This is a genomic window from Campylobacter concisus (assembly GCF_003048445.1).
GTDB classification, from domain to species: Bacteria; Campylobacterota; Campylobacteria; order Campylobacterales; family Campylobacteraceae; genus Campylobacter_A; species Campylobacter_A concisus_BF.
In genome coordinates this window covers 94046-112152 of sequence record NZ_PIQW01000008.1, presented here as the reverse complement: position 1 = coordinate 112152, position 18107 = coordinate 94046, and the positions used below count along the sequence as shown (strand labels likewise).

The following is an 18107-nucleotide window of genomic DNA, read 5'->3' as shown; positions in this document are numbered from 1 at the left end:
GCACTGCTTAGCTTAGCGGTTTTGTTTTGTGTGGTTTTTGGCGCTGACCCTGCGCTACCAACTATAAATTTAAGCCTAAATTCACCGCAAAATGCTGAACAGCTTGTAAATTCACTAAATGTTTTACTAATCCTCACCGCACTAGCACTCGCTCCTTCACTCATCTTTATGATGACGAGCTTTTTGCGCCTTGTCATTGTCTTTTCATTTTTGCGTCAAGCGATGGGCACGCAGCAAGTGCCGCCTTCAACGGTGCTTATCTCGCTTGCGATGGTGCTTACATTTTTTATCATGGAGCCAGTTGGTCAAAGAAGCTACGATGAGGGCATAAAGCCTTATATAGCCGAGCAGATAGGCTATGAGGAGATGCTTGATAAGAGCTTAAAGCCTTTTAAAGAATTTATGGTTAAAAACACTAGAGAAAAGGACCTTGCGCTATTTTTTAGGATAAGAAATTTGCAAAATCCAGCAAATATTGAGGATATCCCGCTAAGCATCGCGATGTCAGCCTTTATGATAAGCGAGCTAAAGACATCTTTTGAAATCGCCTTTTTGCTCTATCTGCCATTTTTGGTTATCGACATGGTCGTAAGCTCCGTTTTGATGGCTATGGGTATGATGATGCTCCCTCCTGTCATGATCTCGCTGCCATTTAAGCTACTCATCTTTGTGCTAGTTGATGGCTGGAATTTGCTAATAGGAAATTTAGTAAAGAGCTTTCACTGATGAAAAAAATTTTATTAGCACTTTTGCCTTTGGCACTATTTGGATCAAATTTAAGCGAGATAGCAAACAAGGCCACTCAAAACGAAATTTCAAAGATCAAAGAGCTTGAACTAAAAAGAGCAAATTTAAGTGACGAAGCGACATCAAGTGCCTACTTGCCAAGCCTCAGCCTAGAGGGCTCATACGGCAAAAACGCAAGCACCTTCCCAAGCATAGTCGCTAAAGAGTCAGCTGGCGTGCTAGCAAGGATTGATTTTTTACTATACGACGGCGGGGCGAGAGAGGCTAGGTTAAAGATGAGCCATCTTTTAAAAAACAAAGCTGCGATCGCGAGTGATGAAGCTAAAAACTATCTTGCCTTTAAGGCTGTAAATTTATACTTTAACGCCTGCGCACTTGAAAATATAATAGCAGCTAAAAACGCTCAGGCAAATTTCTTAAAAGGCGTTTTAGACAAGCTTGAAAAGGCGAACATTGCAGGACTTGCCCCAAAAGATGAGCTAGAAAATGTGCGGGCAAAATACCACTTGGCAAACAGCGCGGAGCTTGAATACAAAAACAAAATGGAGCAAATTTTAAATGAGATAAATTTGCTAACAGGCGAGCAAATTTCGCCACTTAGCGGGGCAAAAATGGCTGATATTAGCTCAAATTTAGCTTCAAAAAACGCCGAGCTTGACAGACTAAATCAAGATATTTCTTTAAGCGAGGCTAAGCTTAGCGAGACAAGAGCTGGCTTTTTGCCCCAAATTTCGCTTTATGATACCTATGGATTTTACAAAAATAACTACGACATCGACCTTGGCAAATATAGCGCTTATCGCCCATATCTTGATAAATATTTAAAAGAAGATACGCACGGCAATAAATTTGGCGTTAGCTTTAGGTGGAAAATTTTTGACTTTTTTGCAACTAGTAAGATGAGCCAAGCTAGCAAGATCGCGCTTGATGAAGCGAGGCTAAATTTAGAGTATAAAAAGCGCGAAAACGAGACTAAACTTAAAAATTTACAAAACGAGATCGCAACTCTTAGCTCAAAGATCGCCTCGCTAAACGAGTATGTAAAAGCAAGCGATCTTGCGCTTAGAGCGAGCTTTGAGAAGTATAACTCTGGACTTTTGGGGTATAGCGACTTGCTTGAGGCGCTCTCTCAGAAATTTGATGCCATTAGCCTTTTTGAAGGGGCGAAAGATGAGCTAGAGATCAAAAAAGCGGAGTATTTTTTTGAGAGTGGGGAGAGCATTTTAGAGAGGATTAGGGATTGAAAAAGCTGATAATTTTAATGATATTTTGCATCTTTTCATTTGCAGCAGAGGAGATTTTTGCTGATTTTGAAGTCTATGCTAAGCAAAGCTCAAAGCTTGCATTTGAGAGCAGTGGCAAGGTGGATAAAATTTTTGTAGATGTCTCAAGCCACGTTAAAAAGGGTGACGTTTTAGCTAGTCTTGATCAAACAAGCCTTGAGATCGCTCTAAAAAAGGCAAAAAACGATCTAGCGCTTGCCAAAAACGCCAAAGAATTTGCTAAAAGCACCTTTAATAAATTTAGTCAAGTAAAGGATGTCACTTCAAAGCAGGAATTTGATGAGGTAAAGTATAAATTTGATGAGGCAGCTCTTAGGGTGCAGAGTGTGGAGATAGCCATTTTAAATGCAGATGATCATCTTAAAAAGGCCGTTTTAAAAGCCCCTTTTGATGGCGTCATAGCTAGTAAAAATGTCGAGCTTGGCGAGAGCGCTTCGCCGCTTCAGCCAGCCTTTGTCTTAAACTCCGAGGAGGCTAAAATTTTAATAGCGATCGATGAGAAATACGCAAATTTAGTAAAAGTTGGCGACATTTTTAAATTTAAGCTTGACGCAACAAGCGAAGAAAAAGAGGTAAAAATCGCGCTAATTTACCCAGAGATAAAAAGAGAGACCAGAAAATTTTACGCCGAAGCTTACGATGTGGGGCTAAAACCAGGTATGTTTGGTCAAGGAAAAGTGATAATCGGCGAAAATAAATGATAAAAACTGCCATAAACCGCCCCATAACTACACTTATGATATTCTTAAGCCTCGTTGTCTTTGGCATCTACTCGCTAAAGACGATGAATGTAAATTTATACCCGCAAGTAAATATCCCAATCGTTAAGATCACGACCTACGCAAACGGCGATATGAACTACATCAAGACAAAGATCACGCAAAAGATCGAGGACGAGGTCTCAAGCATCGAGGGGATAAAAAAGCTTTACTCAACCAGCTTTGACAACCTAAGCGTGGTAAGCATAGAATTTGAGCTAAACAAAGACCTAGAGAGCGCTACAAACGACGTCCGCGACAAGATGCAAAAGGCGAGAGTTGGCGCAAACTACGAGATAGAAAAGCTAAACGGGCTCTCTTCTTCTGTATTTAGCCTTTTTATCACAAGGCTTGATGGCAACGAAACTAGGCTCATGCAAGAGATCGATGACGTGGCAAAGCCATTTTTAGAGCGCATAAGCGGCGTTTCAAAGGTCAAGACTAATGGCTTTTTAGAGCCAGCGGTGAAAATTTTACTTGATAGATTTAAGCTTGATAAAAACGCCCTTAGTGCAAATGAAGTGGCAAATTTGATAAAGGTTGAAAATCTAAAAGCGCCACTTGGCAAGATAGAAAATGAGCAGATCCAAATGGCGATCAAGTCAAATTTCAGCGCCAAAAGCATAGATGAGATAAGAAATTTAACGATCAAACAAGGGGTATTTTTAAAAGATATCGCAAGCGTTGATCTTGCTTACAAAGACGCAAACGAAGCAGCGATAATGGATAAAAAAAGTGGCGTCTTGCTGGGTCTAGAGCTAGCTCCAGACGCAAACGCTCTAACAGTGATCGCTCTAGCCAAGTCAAAACTAGATCAGTTTAAAAGCCTGCTTGGCAGCGAATACGACGTAAAAATAGCCTACGATAAGAGCGAAGTGATACAAAAGCACATCGATCAAACCGCCTTTGATATGATCCTAGGCGTCTTACTAACCATCGTGATCGTATATCTGTTTTTAAGAAATTTCTCGATCACCATCATCTCAGTCGTGGCGATACCAACTAGCATCGTGGCGACATTTTTCATCATAAATGCCCTAGGCTACGACATCAACCGCTTAAGCCTTATAGCCCTTACGCTTGGCATCGGCATCTTCATCGATGATGCGATAGTCGTCACTGAAAACATCGCTAGCCGGCTAAAAGATGAGCCAAATGCTCTAAAAGCAAGCTTTGCAGGCATAAAAGAGATAGCATTTAGCGTCTTTGCGATCTCTCTCGTGCTGCTTTGCGTCTTTGTGCCAATAGCCTTTATGAGTGGCATCGTTGGCAAGTACTTTAACTCATTTGCGATGAGCGTAGCAGCTGGTATCGTCATCTCGTTTTTTGTGAGTATATTTCTTGTGCCAACGCTTAGTGCTAGGTTTGTAAATGCTAAGGAGAGCAAATTTTATATAAAGAGCGAGCCATTTTTTGAAGCGCTTGAAAATGGCTACGAGAAGCTTTTAACTTTAGCGCTTAAATTTAAGCTCATATTTTTAGCCATAACGCTTGTGGTCGTTGTTTGCTCGTTTGGACTGGCTAAATTTGTAGGTGGCGACTTCATGCCAAGTGAGGATAACTCGGAGTTTAATATCTACTTTAAGCTTGATCCCGCCCTTAGTCTGGAGGCTAGTAAGCAAAATCTAAAAGATAAGATCGCACTTGTAAATTCAGACAAGCAAGTGGCCTACGCCTACTTCATCCTTGGCTACACAGACGCCAAGCAGCCTTATCTTGTAAAAGCTTACGTTAGGTTAAAGGAGCTAAAAGATAGAGCTAATCACGAGCGACAAAATGCCATCATGCAGAGGTTTCGTGATAAGCTAAAAAGTGACGATATGAGCGTCATTGTAGCTGACTTGCCGGTGGTTGAAGGCGGCGATGTGCAGCCAGTTAAGCTTACTATCACCTCTGAAAATGGCAAAGAGCTAGAGAAATTTGTGCCAAAGATCAGCAAGATGCTAAAAGAGATAAATGACGCAACGGACGTAAATTCGCCCGAAGAAGATCTGCTAACACGCGTGCAAATTTCTATCGATGAAGATAAGGCAAAAAGGCTAAATTTAGACAAAGCCAGCGTTGCAAGTGCCGTTTATAGCGCATTTAGCCAGAACGAGGTCTCTGTTTTTGAAAACGAAAATGGCAAAGAGTATGAGCTTTATATGCGCCTTGATGATAAATTTAGAAGCGATACAAATGATATCTTAAAGACCAAGATAAGAAGCAATGAGGGCTTTTTCGTGACACTTGGCGATGTGGCGACGATTAGTTTTGAGCAAAAGCCAGCTAGTATTTCAAGGTTTAATAGAGCCGATGAGATCAAATTTCTAGCAAATACCAAAAACAATGCTCCGCTAAATAGCGTGGCAAATGAAATTTCAAAGAAGCTTGATGAAATTTTGCCTGCAAATTTCAAGTATAAATTTTTGGGATTTGTTGAGCTCATGGACGATACAAACGCTTCTTTTATCTTTACGGTGAGTGCTAGCGCGGTGCTTATTTACATGGTGCTAGCTGCGCTTTATGAGAGCTTTTTGCTACCATTTCTCATCATGCTTGCCATGCCACTTGCCTTTTGTGGCGTCGTGATCGGACTTTTTATAAGCGACAATCCATTTAGCCTATTTGTCATGGTTGGCGTCATCTTGCTCTTTGGTATGGTCGGTAAAAACGCCATCTTAGTCGTTGATTTTGCAAACCACTTTGCAAATAGCGGCATGGAGGCAAACGAAGCTGTGAAAATGGCTGCTAAAAAGCGACTAAGAGCCGTTTTGATGACCACTTTTGCCATGATATTTGCCATGCTCCCACTAGCTCTTAGCAGGGGCGCTGGCTATGAGGCCAACTCACCTATGGCTATAAGCATCATCTTTGGGCTCATTAGCTCGACCTTGCTAAGCCTGCTTGTCGTGCCAGTGCTTTTTGCATGGGTCTATAATCTTGATAAATTTATAAGAAAATTTTATGAAAGGGAGAGAATTTGAAGAAGATTTTGGCGGTTTTGCTCTTTGCTTTGCCTCTTTGGGCTGGAAATTTACTAGAGATCATCGCTCTGGCGCAAAGTGCGAAGCTTGAGAGCTTGAAAGAATTTAATAAAAACGAATATATAAATAAAAACAAGAGCAACAAGCTAAATTTATCCCTTGATGGCAGATATACCTTTGTGCCTGACGAGTTAAAGGGCGGATATATGACAAAGGCTGGATCGATCACGGCAAAGGTCGAGTATCTCATCTTTGACGGCGGTGCGAGCGAGGCTTCGGATAAGATTTTAGACCACAAGGGCGTGGAGAAAATTTACAAAGATGAAGAGCTGATGAATCTCACTGCTTTTCAGGTCGCAAAGGTCTATTTTAACGCTGTTGCGCTAAATTCTCTTATAAATTTAGAGACAAAATTTGTAGATAGCTTTGCAAAGGCTGCGGCTGAAAATGAGTTTTGGTTTGAGTATGGCGAGATAGATAAGAGCGAGTTTGATGCGATAAATTTCACACTAAATAAAAAAAGAGCTGAGCTTGACGAGCTTGGACTTAAGCTAGCTGAGCTAAACTCAAGGATAAATTTACTCTCAAACGGCGAGATCGGCTTTAATGCTGGCTCAAAGATAATGATGCCTGATTTTAGCAAAGATGATATAAGCGCCAAACTTGGGGCTATGGGGCAAGAAAAATATATAAAAGAGCAAGAAAATGAGAAGCAAAAGAGCAAATTTGCTCCAAAAATTTACTTAAAAGATACGCAAAGTGTGAATAATAACAGCTTTAAAAAAGGCGAGAGGACGACTTCACAGATGGTTGATGCGTATGCTGATGCAAACAAGCCTAGAGTGGAGTTTGAGTGGAAGCTGCCAGATAGCCTAAGCCTTAGCAAGCAAAGCCAAACTAAGCGCATAGAGGAGCAAAAGGCCGCGCTTGATCTAAGCGATGAAGAAAACAGGATAATAGCTAGGCTAAAGGATCTAAGGGGCGTGATAGAGGGTTTAAGCGCTAGGCTAAATTTAGACTCACTTAAGCAAGATAGCCTTGATAGCGACTTTAATGACCTGCTAAATGGCTATCTTAGCGGCAAGGTAAAATTTGAGCAGTTTTTGTTTGTAAGTGAGAAAAATTTTAGCGACAGGGCAAATTTCATTTTAAATGGCGATTTGCTCGAGCTAAACAAGCTTGAATACTTTTTTGAATGCGCAAGAAATATAAATGAGGTGGTGATAGAATGAATAAACTGATCTTTGTGACCATTTTGTGGGCGTTTAGCTTTAGCTTGATAGGGGAATTTTTAGCTGGCAAGGTCGATAGCTATCTGGCTGTTTTTGTGCGTGTGACGCTTGCAAGCCTAGTTTTTTTGCCATTTACGAAATTTCGAGGCGTCAGCCCCAAGCTCGCCCTTGGCATAATGGGCATAGGAGCGGTGCAAATAGGGCTTATGTATCTTTGCTACTACAACTCGTTTTTATATCTAAGCGTGCCAGAAGTCGCCCTTTTTACCATTTTTACGCCATTTTATGTGACGCTCATATATGACGCATTTAGCTTTAAATTTAGACCGCTTTATCTCTTTAGCGTTGGTGTTGCGGTCTTTGGCGCGCTTGTCATAAAGTATGGCGCGATAAACGAAGGGGCGATAAAGGGCTTTTTGCTGGTGCAAGGCGCAAATATCTGCTTTGGAGCAGGGCAGAGTGCCTATAAGGCGCTTTTGGAGAGATATGACGTGGATCAAAAAAAGGTCTTTGGCTACTTTCACTTTGGAGCGTTTTTTGTAGCAGTGATCGCACTCATAACACTTGGCAATCCAGCTAAATTTCACGTTGATCTAACCCAAACTTTGGTGCTTTTGTGGCTTGGAGCGGTTGCTAGCGGGGTTGGCTATTTTATGTGGAACAAAGGGGCTTGCGAGGTCGATAGCGGCGTGCTTGCCATCATGAATAACGCCCTCATACCAGCTGCTATCATCGTAAATTTGGTCTTTTGGCAAAAGGACACCAACCTAACAAGGCTTATTTTAGGAGCTGTGATAATGTATATCTCGCTATTAATTCACAATAGAGTGATAAAATTTTACGGCGTAAAGGCTGCGTGAGGTTAAATTTAGGGTTAAATTTGAGCTTTTTAAGCGCCTTGCATCTTTACAAGCTGGGCGTTTAGCTGCATTATCCGAGCAAAGATAGCTCCTTTTTTGGTCTGAAGCGAGGCGACCAGCTCTTTTGCGTATGGGTTTTTGCTCGCACTTGCTTGCTTTATCGCAGCTTCAATCTCTTTTAGCTGTTTTTGCAGTTTTTCTAACTGCTTTTTTATGACATCGGCGCTACTCTCGCTCTCGTTATTTGTCTCGCTAACTAAATTTGAAGCGTCATGTAAGATAGCGCTTTTGTCGCTTTGTAAATTTTCGCTTTTTGAATTTGCTTCATCGCTCTTTAAATTTGCACTATTTGAAGAGCCATTTTTAGTTAAATTTATAAAATTTGAGTTTATCTGCATCGCCTCGCCTTTAAATTTAAAAGCATATCGGCAAATTTAAATAAAACTTTGGCTACGAAAAATTTAGCAAAAAGAGCAAAAGCGATGTCACGCCAAATAGTGGTGGCAAAAGTGCTGCTGGCTTAAATTTAACGCATAAAAGCGTGATGGCGTTATAGATTAAAAAGACAAATGTGCTTATGTGAAGACTACCAGAGCTTAGTCTAAAAGCTAACATCTTGCTTAAAATTTCATCAAAAATGCCACCATATCCAAATATATGAAGCAAAAAGCTTAGTGGATAAAATACGCCAAATATGTAGTTTAGGACAAGCACGCTAAGCTGCAAGAGGCTAATAAGTGGAAAGAAATAGAGCACCGCAACCTCCATCGCAAAAAAGACATATAAATTTAAAAGTAGCGAGTTTGCTAGCAGGCTAAATTTGGGCGCAAAGTATAAAAGATAGACGAAGATATAAAAGACGCCAAGGCATGAAAAATAAAAGCCAACGCTAAAAAGAAGCTGCGGAAATAGGGCGACGCTAAATAAAATAACGCCAAAGAGCGTGTAGAAATTTAAGATCTTTATCTTTTTGCAGATCATGTAAAATCCAGCCACGCTCATCAAAAATGCCCGCAAAAAGCTTGCTATAAAGCCGATCATATAAAAGTAAAAGCAAAGCACCAAAAATATGACGATAGTAAAGTCAAAAATGTATGAGCGGTAAGGCATATATCTTGCGTAGATGGGCTTAAAAACGAGCTTTAAAATAAAAAAGCAAACCGCGCTTATGACGCCAAGATGATATCCGCTAATGGCGATGAGGTGCGCCACGCCCCAGTTTGAGACGTCATCTCTTAGCTCGCCAAAGACATTTGTGCCAAGAAAAAGCGCTGAGTAAAGTTGCGAAATTTTGGCATTTTCGTGCTGAGCGAAGATGAAATTTATAGCTCTTTGCCTTAGGCTCTCGTCTTTTTTGATAACGGCTCTATCGTAGCTTGGCATGTAAAATGAGCCAGAAAGATAGTTTTTAAAACTAACGTCTATTGGCTGAACGCTAAGCGCTACTACGTCATAAAGGCTGATCTCGTCTTTTTTAGAAGCGGTTGTGTAAAAGCTAAAATTTGAGGTGTCGATCCTGATGATCTGGCGCTTTTTGCCGTTTTTCTCTTTGGTGAAATTTACGCTTACTTTGCCTAGGACGTCTTGCTCGCCAAGCTCCATAAAAGCGTTATATTCATGAAATTTAAGCGCTAAATTTAGACAAAAAAGCAAAAGGCAAAGCAGGAGAAAATAAAATACACGCCTGCTTTTTGGCAAATTTACTCTTTAAATTCAGTTGATTGCACCGGTGTGGTGGCGATATCGCAAAAGCGAGAGTACTGCTTTTGAAAGAGCACGTCGATAGATCCCACTTCGCCGTTTCTGTTTTTGCCAACGATGATCTCCGCGTTTTCTTGAAGCTTGTTAAAAACATGCTCGCTTTTATACTCTTTGCCATCGGCTGCTGCCTTGCTCTTTTTCTCGTTCTCCTCTTGCTCAAGATAGACCTCGTGCCTATAGACAAAAAGGATGATGTCAGCGTCTTGCTCGATCGCGCCTGACTCTCTTAGGTCACTTAGCATAGGGCGCTTGTTCGCGCGTGCTTCAAGGCCGCGGTTTAGCTGCGAAAGTGCGATGATAGGCATATCCAGCTCGCGCGCTAGAAGCTTTAAGCCACGAGAAATTTCAGCTATTTGTATGTGGCGATCGGCATAGTTGTTTGTGCTCATCATAAGGCCGATGTAGTCGATGACGCAGAGTGAAATTTCAGGGTGGGCCGACTTTAGCTTGCGAAGCTGCGTCCTTACTTGGTGGATATTTACGTATCCGCTATCGTGCACAAAGAGTTTGGCGTGCGAAAATTCGCTGCATGCGTGGCTAAAGTGAGCGAGCTTCTCGTCGTCCAAGGTTGCTGTCATTATCTCTTGAAGAGGGATCGAGGTCTTGTCGGCTAGCATCCTCATCATGATCTGCTCTGCTGGCATCTCAAGTGAGAAAAAGACGACGCCAGCGCCACTTTTTAAAACGTGCCCCATGAAATTTAGACAAAGCGTCGTTTTACCCATGCCAGGGCGTGCTGCGATGATGATGAGGTCGCCATTTTTAAAGCCTTTTATCATCTCATTTAACTTTTTAAAGCCAGTGTTTAGTCCGATGATATCGCGCTCATTTAGGGCAGCTTGCTTTTGCATATGCACGATCAAGCTTTTTATGATATCTTCGCTATCTCTGATGCTGCCAGTGCCGCTGCCATCGACAAGAGAGTAAAATTCTTGACTTAGCTCATCGACCATATCGCGGCTAGCTTTGTCCTCATTTACCTTACTTGGGATATCGTGAGCGATCTTGACTAGACTTCGTTTTATCGATTTTTCTTTTAGCTCGTTTGCGTATCTTTGGATGTCGATGATCGAGTTTGTGGCCAAAATGCTCGCCATGACGTTGTCATCGTAGTTTTCGCCAAGCTTGTTTTTGATAAATGTCGATGCGATAGGCACGTCGCCGTTTAGACAATCAACCATCGCTTTGTAAATTTGTGCGTGAGCCTTTAGGTAAAAGTCGCCAGCCTTGATCGTGTCAAAAATTTCGCCCAAAGCATCGTTGTTTGCGATGATCGAGCTTAGTATGGCTCGCTCCATATCAAGGTCGTAAAGGTTGCTAAATTCTATCTCGTTAAGTCTCTCTTTTGCCACTGCTTTATCCTCTGCTCTTTATCTCGTCGTCGATCTCTTGTAAAAATCTATCCACAAGCTCGCTCTCAGGCAGTCTAGCGACCACTTCGCCGTGGCGCATGATCATGCCATTTCCCTTGCCAAATGCTATGGCGACGTCTGCGCCTTTTGCCTCGCCGATAGCATTTACTACGCAGCCCATCACTGAGACATTTAGTGGCTCTTTTATCCCTTTTGTCTTTTCTTCTACGAGCTTTACTGCAGCCATTAAATCAGCTTGCAAACGCCCACAAGTTGGGCATGAGATGATGTTTAGCCCCTCTTTTTGGCGGCCACTATCCTTTAAGATCGCCTTTGCGACTTTGATCTCCTCTTCAAGCTCGCCCGTGATGCTAACTCTCATCGTGTCGCCGATGCCTTCAAGCAAAAGCCCGCCAAGTGCGATCGCGGACTTGATAGTCGCGTGAAAAGTTGTACCTGCCTCTGTTACGCCTAGATGAAATGGGTAGTTTGTCTTTGGGCGAAGCGCTCTATATGCTTGCATAGTGCACTCGACGTCACTTGATTTAAGCGAAATTTTAATGTCCGTAAAGTCAAAATCCTCAAGAAGCTTGATGTTGTATAAAGCACTCTCCACCATAGCCTCAACCGTGCGGCCATAGCGATCCTCAAACTGCTTTTCAAGCGAGCCAGAATTTACGCCTATGCGGATAGGTAAATTTCGCTGTTTGCAGGCATCAACGACTGCTTTTATATTTTTAGCTGAGCCTATGTTGCCTGGATTTATGCGGATAGCATCGACAAATTCGCTAACGATGAGCGCGTAGGTGTGGTTAAAATGAATGTCTGCAACGACTGGGATGGGTGAGCCAGCGACGATCTCTTTTAACGCGCTGGCGTCCTCTTTGTCAAAAACTGCGCAGCGCACGATGTCACAGCCTGCAAAATATAGCCTTTGTATCTGCTCAAGTGTGCCTTTTACGTCTTTTGTCTTTGAAAATGTCATCGACTGCACGGAGATCGGTGCGTCACCGCCTATTAAAACATCGCGAATTTTTATCTGTTTTGTCGGGTATCGTTGCAAAATTTTGCCTTTAAATTTTATTGGGGATTATAAAAAAAAATGGCTTTTAAAAGGCTTGAAAAATTAATAAAGTTTTTAAATGCAGGCAGTTTGCAATTCAGGTCTCTTTATTGTAAATGCAAATTTTAAAATTTCACTCACTCGCCTTAGCAGCTTACTAAATTTAGGGTTCATGGTCATTCGCCACTAAATTTAGAAGCGTGATATGCCAGCTCTAATTTTAAAATTTGTCTGACTTTCTATTACACAAAACGCATGCAGTGCGAAGCACAATTGCATGCACTTTGAACGTGCGAGGGGTTTAGGGGATTGTTAAGGGGGAAGGGAGCTTCTTTGCTTAGCAAGCTCGCAACTGCAAGCAGACCGTAATTCAAGCCTCTTCCCCCTTAACAAAGAAATAAAGCTTTAAATTTTAAAAATCCATTTTGCAAATTTTAAAATTCCACTCACTCGCAAGAATTGACTACTAAAATTTGGCTTCGCTTACAGCTTAGCTCAAATTTTAGAGCCGAAATTGCTCGTTCATGAAATTTTAAAATTTACTTGACATTTATCTGACTTCACAAGGCAAATTTGCAAATTTTAAAATTTTCTCACTCGCCTTAGCAACTTGCTAAATTTAAAATTTGCTTTATTAAATTCTTCTTCTAACTAAAATTCACCGGATCTATATCGATATCGCTAAGTTCGCTTTTGCAGAGGTTTGCCGCTTTTAAAAGCATGGTGTGTGAGTTTGAACGAAGTAAAATTTCATATCTAAATTTACCCACAAGATACTCAGCCTGGCACTTGCCATATCCCACGATCTCTAGTTCATCGCCTTTTAGTGGCTCTAGTCTTTGCACAAATTCGTTCATTGCGCCCTTTGCTGTGCTCTCATCTTTGTGCGAAACGACCACACGAAGCAGCCTCGTAAATGGCGGATACAGCCCCTCTCGGTAGCTGATCTCCTCCTTTAAAAATGCGTCATAGTCGCTGATATAACTTTCAAAAAACTCCCTTTGTTTGCTTTGAATGATGACCCTGCCAGCTCCGTTTCTGCCGGCTCTGCCAGCTACTTGCATGGCAAGGGCAAGCGTCCGCTCTCTGGCTCTAAAATCAGGAAAATTTAAAAGCTCGTCAAAGCCCATGATGACGGCTAGCTCGACGTTGTGATAGTCATGCCCCTTGCTTAACATCTGCGTGCCAAGCAGGATATCTATCTTGCCGTCGTTAAATTCTTTTAAAGCCTTTACGAGCTTATTTTGCGTCGTGATCTCGTCTCTGTCAAATTTAGCGATCCTAGCGTTTGCAAACTCAGCTTGCAGCCGCTCTAAAAGCTCGCTCGTGCCGATCTTTTTAGCCTCTATCATCTCGCTACCGCACTGGTGGCAGGTCTTTGGCACGGCCATTTTGTGCTCGCAGTATTGGCACTTGAGCACGTTTTGCTTTTTATAGTAGCTCATACCGATGCTACAAAATGGACACTTCACCGTCTCGCCGCAGTTTTTGCAGACAAGATATTTGAAATTTGCCCTTGTTGGCAGGCAGATGACGGCTTGTTTTTTGTTTTCAAGCGTCTTTGCGATCTGCTCTTTTAAAATTTCGCTTATGCCAGTCTCGCTCTCGTCAAATATATAGCTCTTTTGCGACGCAAAATATGTCCCTTTTAGGCGAAAACATTCTTGCTTGTAAAAGCTCGTAAGGCTTGGCGTGGCGCTTCCAAGTACCACTTGCAGGTCAAATTTGCTAGTTAAAAAGAGTGCGAGATCTCTTGCGTTGTAGTGGGGTTTTGAGCCTGTGTTTTTGTAGCTATCGTCGTGCTCTTCGTCGATGATGATGAGTTTTAGCTTCTCAAGTGGCAAAAATAGGGCAGATCTTGCACCTGCAATAAGCCTTGCTTTGCCACTTTTGATGTCTTTTAAAATTTGCTCTTTTTTCTTTGGCGTGATCTTAGAGTGCCACACAGCCACAGCCTCGCCAAAGAAGCTTTCTAAGCGCTTTTGCATCTGCGGTGTTAGTGAAATTTCAGGCATTAAAAATAGCGCTTGGTTACCTGCGTTTAAAATTTCTCTAATTTTAGCTATGTAAATTTCACTTTTGCCACTTCCTGTGTCGCCAAAGATGAGCGAGCTTTTTCGCTCGTTTATAAAATTTAGCGCTTCAAGCTGCTTTGGGCTTAAATTTGGCGATTTAAAGTCGCTTTCGCCACTATAAATTTCATCATCAGTAAGGCTTTGTGGTTCAAATAAATTTATAGCAACGCCAAGCTCGCAGGTGTAGTAGTAGGCGATAAATTTAGCTAATGTTACTTGGATATCGTTTAGCTTAATGGGTAAAATTTCATCAATAAAGCTTGTTTTAAAGCTTGGCTCGCCCACTTCGCGCAGGATAAAGCCAACTAGGGTTTTGCCCCTAAGTTTTGCAGTGACGGCACGAAATGGCGCAATATCTAGCTCACTTTTATATGTGAGCGCAGCTAAATTTACCCCGCTAAATACGACCTCGTAGTATCTCATCACTCAAGAGCACTGCAAAGTCCGTCGCTACTCTCGCAGTTAAATTCGCCAGTTGTGTTTTTGTAAGTGAAATTTGCTGTTTGTCCGTCTAGTTTGAAGGTATAAGTGGTTGCTCCAGTTTTATGCCAGCCGTTTTTTGTGCCGCTGTCTGCGATATTTACGCTTATTACTTTGTTGAAAAGTTTGTTCCCATCATCAAGCGCGTCTGGATATGCTGGAGTGCCTTTTAGGACGCTATCGTTGTATTTTAGCGAGATGCCGCTTTTTATGGCAGCGATTTGCGTTTTCGCATTTGCGACTATGGCGTCGCTTCTAGTAAAGAAAAGTTTTGGTATAGCAATAGCGCTTAAGACGCCAAGTATGACGATGACAAATATAATTTCTATTAGGGTAAAAGCTCTTTTTTTCATTTATTTTCCGGTTTTAGTATCTCTTCTATCTCTTTTGTGACGTCCTTTACGACGCGCAAATTTGTGTAGCTCTCGTAGCTCTTTTCGACAAAGGCGTTTATAAGCTCACGTGGCTCGATAAATTTCTTTCCCCCCATAAATTTCTGCCAGTCACGCTCAAAAACTTCAGCAAAATCATCATCAAGCGTTATTGTGTAGTCGCGAGATGATACGGTGAGCGTGATCTGTTTCATCTTTTATGCCAAAAATGCCTAGCTTATCTACCAAGGACAGCTTCGATCTTTTTCATTACATCATCAGCTTCGCTATTTTTCTTGTCTAAATCCTCTTCTAGGCGCATGATCTGGTTGGTTTTTGCTTCATTTTGTGCTTTTAATGTTACGATCTCGTTACGTAGCTCTTCATTTACTTTGCAAACTTCATCGTATTTTGTGATGAGGTCATTTACTTTATCGCTTAGTGTGGTTAAGATCGCATTATCTTCAAACATAAAGGTTCCTTTAAAATAATAATTAATGCCGTATTCTAACACGCAGAGGCTAAATTCTTTTTAAAATTCTCATTTGACAAAGCACTATCTTTGCTATAAAATTCGCCCAAATTTAAAGGTAGTTAATGAGTAAATTTGAAATTTCATCTAAATTTAGCCCAAGCAGCGATCAAGCAAGAGCGATAAAAGAGATAGTAAAAAGTATAAAATCAGACAATAAATACCAAACTCTTCTAGGCGTGACAGGATCTGGTAAGACCTTTACCATGGCAAATGTCATACGCGAGCTAAACATGCCAACGCTTATAATGACGCATAACAAATCCTTAGCCGCTCAGCTTTACAGCGAATTTAAGGGCTTTTTCCCAAAAAACCACGTCGAGTACTTCATAAGCTACTACGACTACTACCAGCCAGAGGCCTATATCCCAAGAAGCGACCTATATATAGAAAAGGATAGCTCAGTAAATGAGGAGCTTGAGCGCTTGCGCCTCTCTGCGACGGCTAGTTTGCTAAGCTTTGATGATGTCGTCTGTGTGGCCTCAGTCTCTGCAAACTACGGCCTTGGTAATCCAAGCGAGTATAAAGGGATGGTGGCATATCTTAGCGTGGGTGAGAAGATAAGCCAAAGAAAGCTTTTAGAGCAGCTTGTGGATATGGGCTATAAGCGCAATGACAACTACTTTGATAGGGGGGATTTTCGTGTAAATGGCGATGTGGTGGATATTTACCCAGCTTACTACAACGACGAAGCCTTAAGGGTCGAGTTTTTTGGCGATGAGATCGATGCGATGTATCATTTTGACGTGCTTGACAACAAAAGGCTAAAGGATATCTCCAAATTTACGCTTTACGCCACCAGCCAGTTCATCGTGGGCGCTGATAGGCTAAAGATCGCGATGAAAGAGATCGAAGAGGAGCTTGATGCGCGTTTAAAAGAATTTAACGAGCAGGGCAAGCTAGTCGAGGCGCAAAGACTAAAACAAAGGGTGGAGTTTGACCTTGAGATGATGGCAAGCACTGGCATGTGTAAGGGCATCGAAAACTACGCGCGCCACCTAACCGGTCAAAAGCCCGGAGAGACGCCATACTCGATGTTTGACTACTTTGAGATAAGTGGCAAAGACTATCTAGTCATCGTCGATGAGAGCCACGTGAGCTTGCCGCAGTTTAGGGGTATGTACGCAGGCGATAGGAGCCGTAAAGAGGTGCTTGTGGAGTATGGATTTCGCTTGCCTTCAGCGCTTGATAACAGGCCGCTTAAATTTGACGAGTTTATAAGCAAAAAGGCGAAATTTCTCTTTGTCTCAGCCACGCCAAACGAATATGAGCTTGGTATCAGCCAGGGCCACGTCTATGAGCAAATTTTGCGACCTACTGGGCTACTTGATCCGATCATCGAGATAAAAGATAGTGACAATCAAGTCGAGGCGCTATTTGACGAGGCAAAGGCGGTCATCGCTAGAGGTGAGCGAGTGCTAGTTACGGTGCTAACTAAAAAGATGGCCGAGGAGCTAAGCCGCTACTATATCGAGCTTGGCATAAAGGTCAAGTATATGCACTCAGACATCGATGCGATCGAGCGAAATGAGATCATTAGAGGGCTTAGAAGCGGCGAATTTGACATGCTAATAGGCATAAATTTGCTCCGTGAGGGGCTTGACCTGCCTGAAGTGAGCCTGATAGCGATAATGGACGCCGATAAAGAGGGTTTTTTGCGCTCGACAACGAGCCTTATACAGACGATGGGGCGTGCGGCTAGAAATGTAAATGGCAAGGTGCTAATGTTTGCCAAAAAGATCACGCACTCGATGAAAGAGGCGATCGATACGACGACAGCTAGGCGTAAATTTCAAGATGAATACAACAAAGCTCACGGCATCACGCCGCACTCTGCTAGCAGAAATATCGAAGAGAGCTTGCACGTTGAGGATGATGGTGAAATTTACAAGCGTGGTAAAAATTTAGAGAAGATGCCAGCTAGCGAGCGAGCTGCGATAGTAAAAGAGCTAAGAAAGCAGATGCTTGAAGCGGCGGCGCAGCTGGAGTTTGAGAAGGCGGCGGCGCTAAGAGATGAGATAGCAAAGATGAGAAAACTTTAAAAAAGACAAGCCCTTTTTGTTTTATACTGCGTTGGATATCGCTTCAAACTTCGGTCACGTATCATATATACGCTCCCTCGTTTTTGCTCATCCGCCTTGTCTGAAACAAAAATTTTCTTGTCTTGATGGCTTAAATTTACTTATTCTATTTTTGGTCAGAAATTTCTTCATAGCATTTAAAATCATCACAAGATACTTTGCCTTGATGTTTTGGTAGCTAAAATTTAAATTTCTACGTGTCTATGGTCTGCGCAAATTTTAACTGCACAACATTTAAATCTATCACAAAATACTGCTGCCAAATGCCATAGTTTGGCTCTTTTGGATTTTTAAATTTAGCTTTGCTTTTGTAGAGAAGCAAAAAAACTTATTCTCTTTGGCAAGTTTTGTCTAAATTTCAGCTCGTATCAAATTTCGCTTGCTCAACAAAATTTAAAGTCCAAAAAGTAAAATTTACAAAATCAGCTCTAGGGGCGAGAAATTTAACTGCGTTTCTCGTAGCTTTGCGCCAAAGTCGGGTGTGCAAAGGATCTAGTCTGTGGCTCGGGGCACTGCTATCTAGTGCCATTTTGAGCAAAAGAGCTT

16 protein-coding genes are annotated in these 18107 nt (G+C 42.0%); 7 read left to right on the top strand and 9 right to left on the bottom strand.

Going from position 1 to position 18107, the window contains the following annotated elements; genetic code table 11:
• Nucleotides 1-3 precede the first annotated feature (3 nt).
• Genes fliP through CVT14_RS06290 form a run of 6 tightly spaced genes read left to right on the top strand, consistent with a single transcriptional unit; the run spans nt 4 to nt 7846 of the window.
• Nucleotides 4-726, top strand: coding sequence for a flagellar type III secretion system pore protein FliP (fliP, locus tag CVT14_RS06315; protein WP_196779718.1), 723 nt, complete (start codon nt 4-6; stop codon nt 724-726).
• Nucleotides 726-1991 (top strand): TolC family protein, encoded by a 1266-nt coding sequence (locus CVT14_RS06310; RefSeq protein ID WP_107849956.1) that lies wholly within the window; start codon nt 726-728, stop codon nt 1989-1991. Before fliP ends, CVT14_RS06310 begins: the two co-directional genes overlap by 1 nt.
• Nucleotides 1988-2731, top strand: a complete 744-nt coding sequence (locus tag CVT14_RS06305) for an efflux RND transporter periplasmic adaptor subunit (protein ID WP_107849955.1) — start codon at nt 1988-1990, stop codon at nt 2729-2731. The genes CVT14_RS06310 and CVT14_RS06305 overlap by 4 nt, the downstream gene beginning before the upstream one ends.
• Nucleotides 2728-5754, top strand: coding sequence for an efflux RND transporter permease subunit (locus tag CVT14_RS06300; protein ID WP_107849954.1), 3027 nt, complete (start codon nt 2728-2730; stop codon nt 5752-5754). The genes CVT14_RS06305 and CVT14_RS06300 overlap by 4 nt, the downstream gene beginning before the upstream one ends.
• A complete protein-coding gene (locus CVT14_RS06295; RefSeq protein WP_107849953.1) occupies nt 5751-6986 on the top strand; it encodes a TolC family protein in 1236 nt (411 codons plus the stop codon). Before CVT14_RS06300 ends, CVT14_RS06295 begins: the two co-directional genes overlap by 4 nt.
• Nucleotides 6983-7846 (top strand): EamA family transporter, encoded by an 864-nt coding sequence (locus CVT14_RS06290; protein ID WP_107849952.1) that lies wholly within the window; start codon nt 6983-6985, stop codon nt 7844-7846. The genes CVT14_RS06295 and CVT14_RS06290 overlap by 4 nt, the downstream gene beginning before the upstream one ends.
• Before the next feature lie 29 nt (nt 7847-7875).
• On the opposite strand, the gene CVT14_RS06285 is transcribed toward CVT14_RS06290, so the two are convergent.
• The 8 genes from CVT14_RS06285 to CVT14_RS06250 all read right to left on the bottom strand — a co-directional run bounded on the left by CVT14_RS06285 (nt 7876) and on the right by CVT14_RS06250 (nt 15420).
• Nucleotides 7876-8244 carry a hypothetical protein gene (locus CVT14_RS06285; RefSeq protein ID WP_107849951.1) on the bottom strand — a complete coding sequence of 123 codons (369 nt, stop codon included), beginning with the start codon at nt 8242-8244 and terminating at the stop codon, nt 7876-7878.
• A 52-nt stretch (nt 8245-8296) separates the two neighbouring features.
• Nucleotides 8297-9544 carry a ComEC/Rec2 family competence protein gene (locus CVT14_RS06280; protein WP_107849950.1) on the bottom strand — a complete coding sequence of 416 codons (1248 nt, stop codon included), beginning with the start codon at nt 9542-9544 and terminating at the stop codon, nt 8297-8299.
• 2 nt (nt 9545-9546) lie between these two features.
• On the bottom strand, nt 9547-10959 hold the full coding sequence (locus tag CVT14_RS06275; protein ID WP_107849949.1) for a replicative DNA helicase: 1413 nt from the start codon (nt 10957-10959) through the stop codon (nt 9547-9549).
• Nucleotides 10960-10963: 4 nt separating this feature from the next.
• The gene (gene ispG, locus CVT14_RS06270) at nt 10964-12022 is read right to left on the bottom strand and encodes a flavodoxin-dependent (E)-4-hydroxy-3-methylbut-2-enyl-diphosphate synthase (protein ID WP_021089343.1); all 1059 of its coding nucleotides are present in this window, start codon (nt 12020-12022) and stop codon (nt 10964-10966) included.
• A 647-nt stretch (nt 12023-12669) separates the two neighbouring features.
• The gene (locus CVT14_RS06265) at nt 12670-14520 is read right to left on the bottom strand and encodes a primosomal protein N' (RefSeq protein ID WP_021089338.1); all 1851 of its coding nucleotides are present in this window, start codon (nt 14518-14520) and stop codon (nt 12670-12672) included.
• A complete protein-coding gene (locus CVT14_RS06260) occupies nt 14520-14930 on the bottom strand; it encodes a type II secretion system protein (RefSeq protein WP_021089344.1) in 411 nt (136 codons plus the stop codon). Before CVT14_RS06260 ends, CVT14_RS06265 begins: the two co-directional genes overlap by 1 nt.
• Nucleotides 14927-15163, bottom strand: a complete 237-nt coding sequence (locus CVT14_RS06255) for a hypothetical protein (RefSeq protein WP_009293636.1) — start codon at nt 15161-15163, stop codon at nt 14927-14929. Before CVT14_RS06255 ends, CVT14_RS06260 begins: the two co-directional genes overlap by 4 nt.
• Nucleotides 15164-15186: 23 nt before the next feature.
• Nucleotides 15187-15420, bottom strand: a complete 234-nt coding sequence (locus CVT14_RS06250) for a hypothetical protein (RefSeq protein ID WP_021089317.1) — start codon at nt 15418-15420, stop codon at nt 15187-15189.
• A gap of 125 nt (nt 15421-15545) precedes the next feature.
• Here CVT14_RS06250 and uvrB point away from each other — a divergent pair, with 125 nt between their 5' ends.
• Nucleotides 15546-17522, top strand: coding sequence for an excinuclease ABC subunit UvrB (gene uvrB, locus CVT14_RS06245; protein WP_021089311.1), 1977 nt, complete (start codon nt 15546-15548; stop codon nt 17520-17522).
• Between the two features lie 232 nt (nt 17523-17754).
• On the opposite strand, the gene CVT14_RS10970 is transcribed toward uvrB, so the two are convergent.
• Nucleotides 17755-17883 (bottom strand): hypothetical protein, encoded by a 129-nt coding sequence (locus CVT14_RS10970; protein WP_021089323.1) that lies wholly within the window; start codon nt 17881-17883, stop codon nt 17755-17757.
• Nucleotides 17884-18107 lie beyond the last annotated feature (224 nt).

Bases quoted from the DNA above. Each gene is read 5' to 3' on its own strand.
- CVT14_RS06310 (WP_107849956.1), top strand. From the start codon at position 726: ATGAAAAAAATTTTATTAGCACTTTTGCCTTTGGCACTATTTGGATCA.
- CVT14_RS06300 (WP_107849954.1), top strand. From the start codon at position 2,728: ATGATAAAAACTGCCATAAACCGCCCCATAACTACACTTATGATATTC.
- CVT14_RS06290 (WP_107849952.1), top strand. From the start codon at position 6,983: ATGAATAAACTGATCTTTGTGACCATTTTGTGGGCGTTTAGCTTTAGC.
- CVT14_RS06285 (WP_107849951.1), bottom strand. From the start codon at position 8,244: ATGCAGATAAACTCAAATTTTATAAATTTAACTAAAAATGGCTCTTCA.
- CVT14_RS06265 (WP_021089338.1), bottom strand. From the start codon at position 14,520: ATGAGATACTACGAGGTCGTATTTAGCGGGGTAAATTTAGCTGCGCTC.
- CVT14_RS06260 (WP_021089344.1), bottom strand. From the start codon at position 14,930: ATGAAAAAAAGAGCTTTTACCCTAATAGAAATTATATTTGTCATCGTC.
- CVT14_RS06255 (WP_009293636.1), bottom strand. From the start codon at position 15,163: ATGAAACAGATCACGCTCACCGTATCATCTCGCGACTACACAATAACG.
- CVT14_RS06250 (WP_021089317.1), bottom strand. From the start codon at position 15,420: ATGTTTGAAGATAATGCGATCTTAACCACACTAAGCGATAAAGTAAAT.
- uvrB (WP_021089311.1), top strand. From the start codon at position 15,546: ATGAGTAAATTTGAAATTTCATCTAAATTTAGCCCAAGCAGCGATCAA.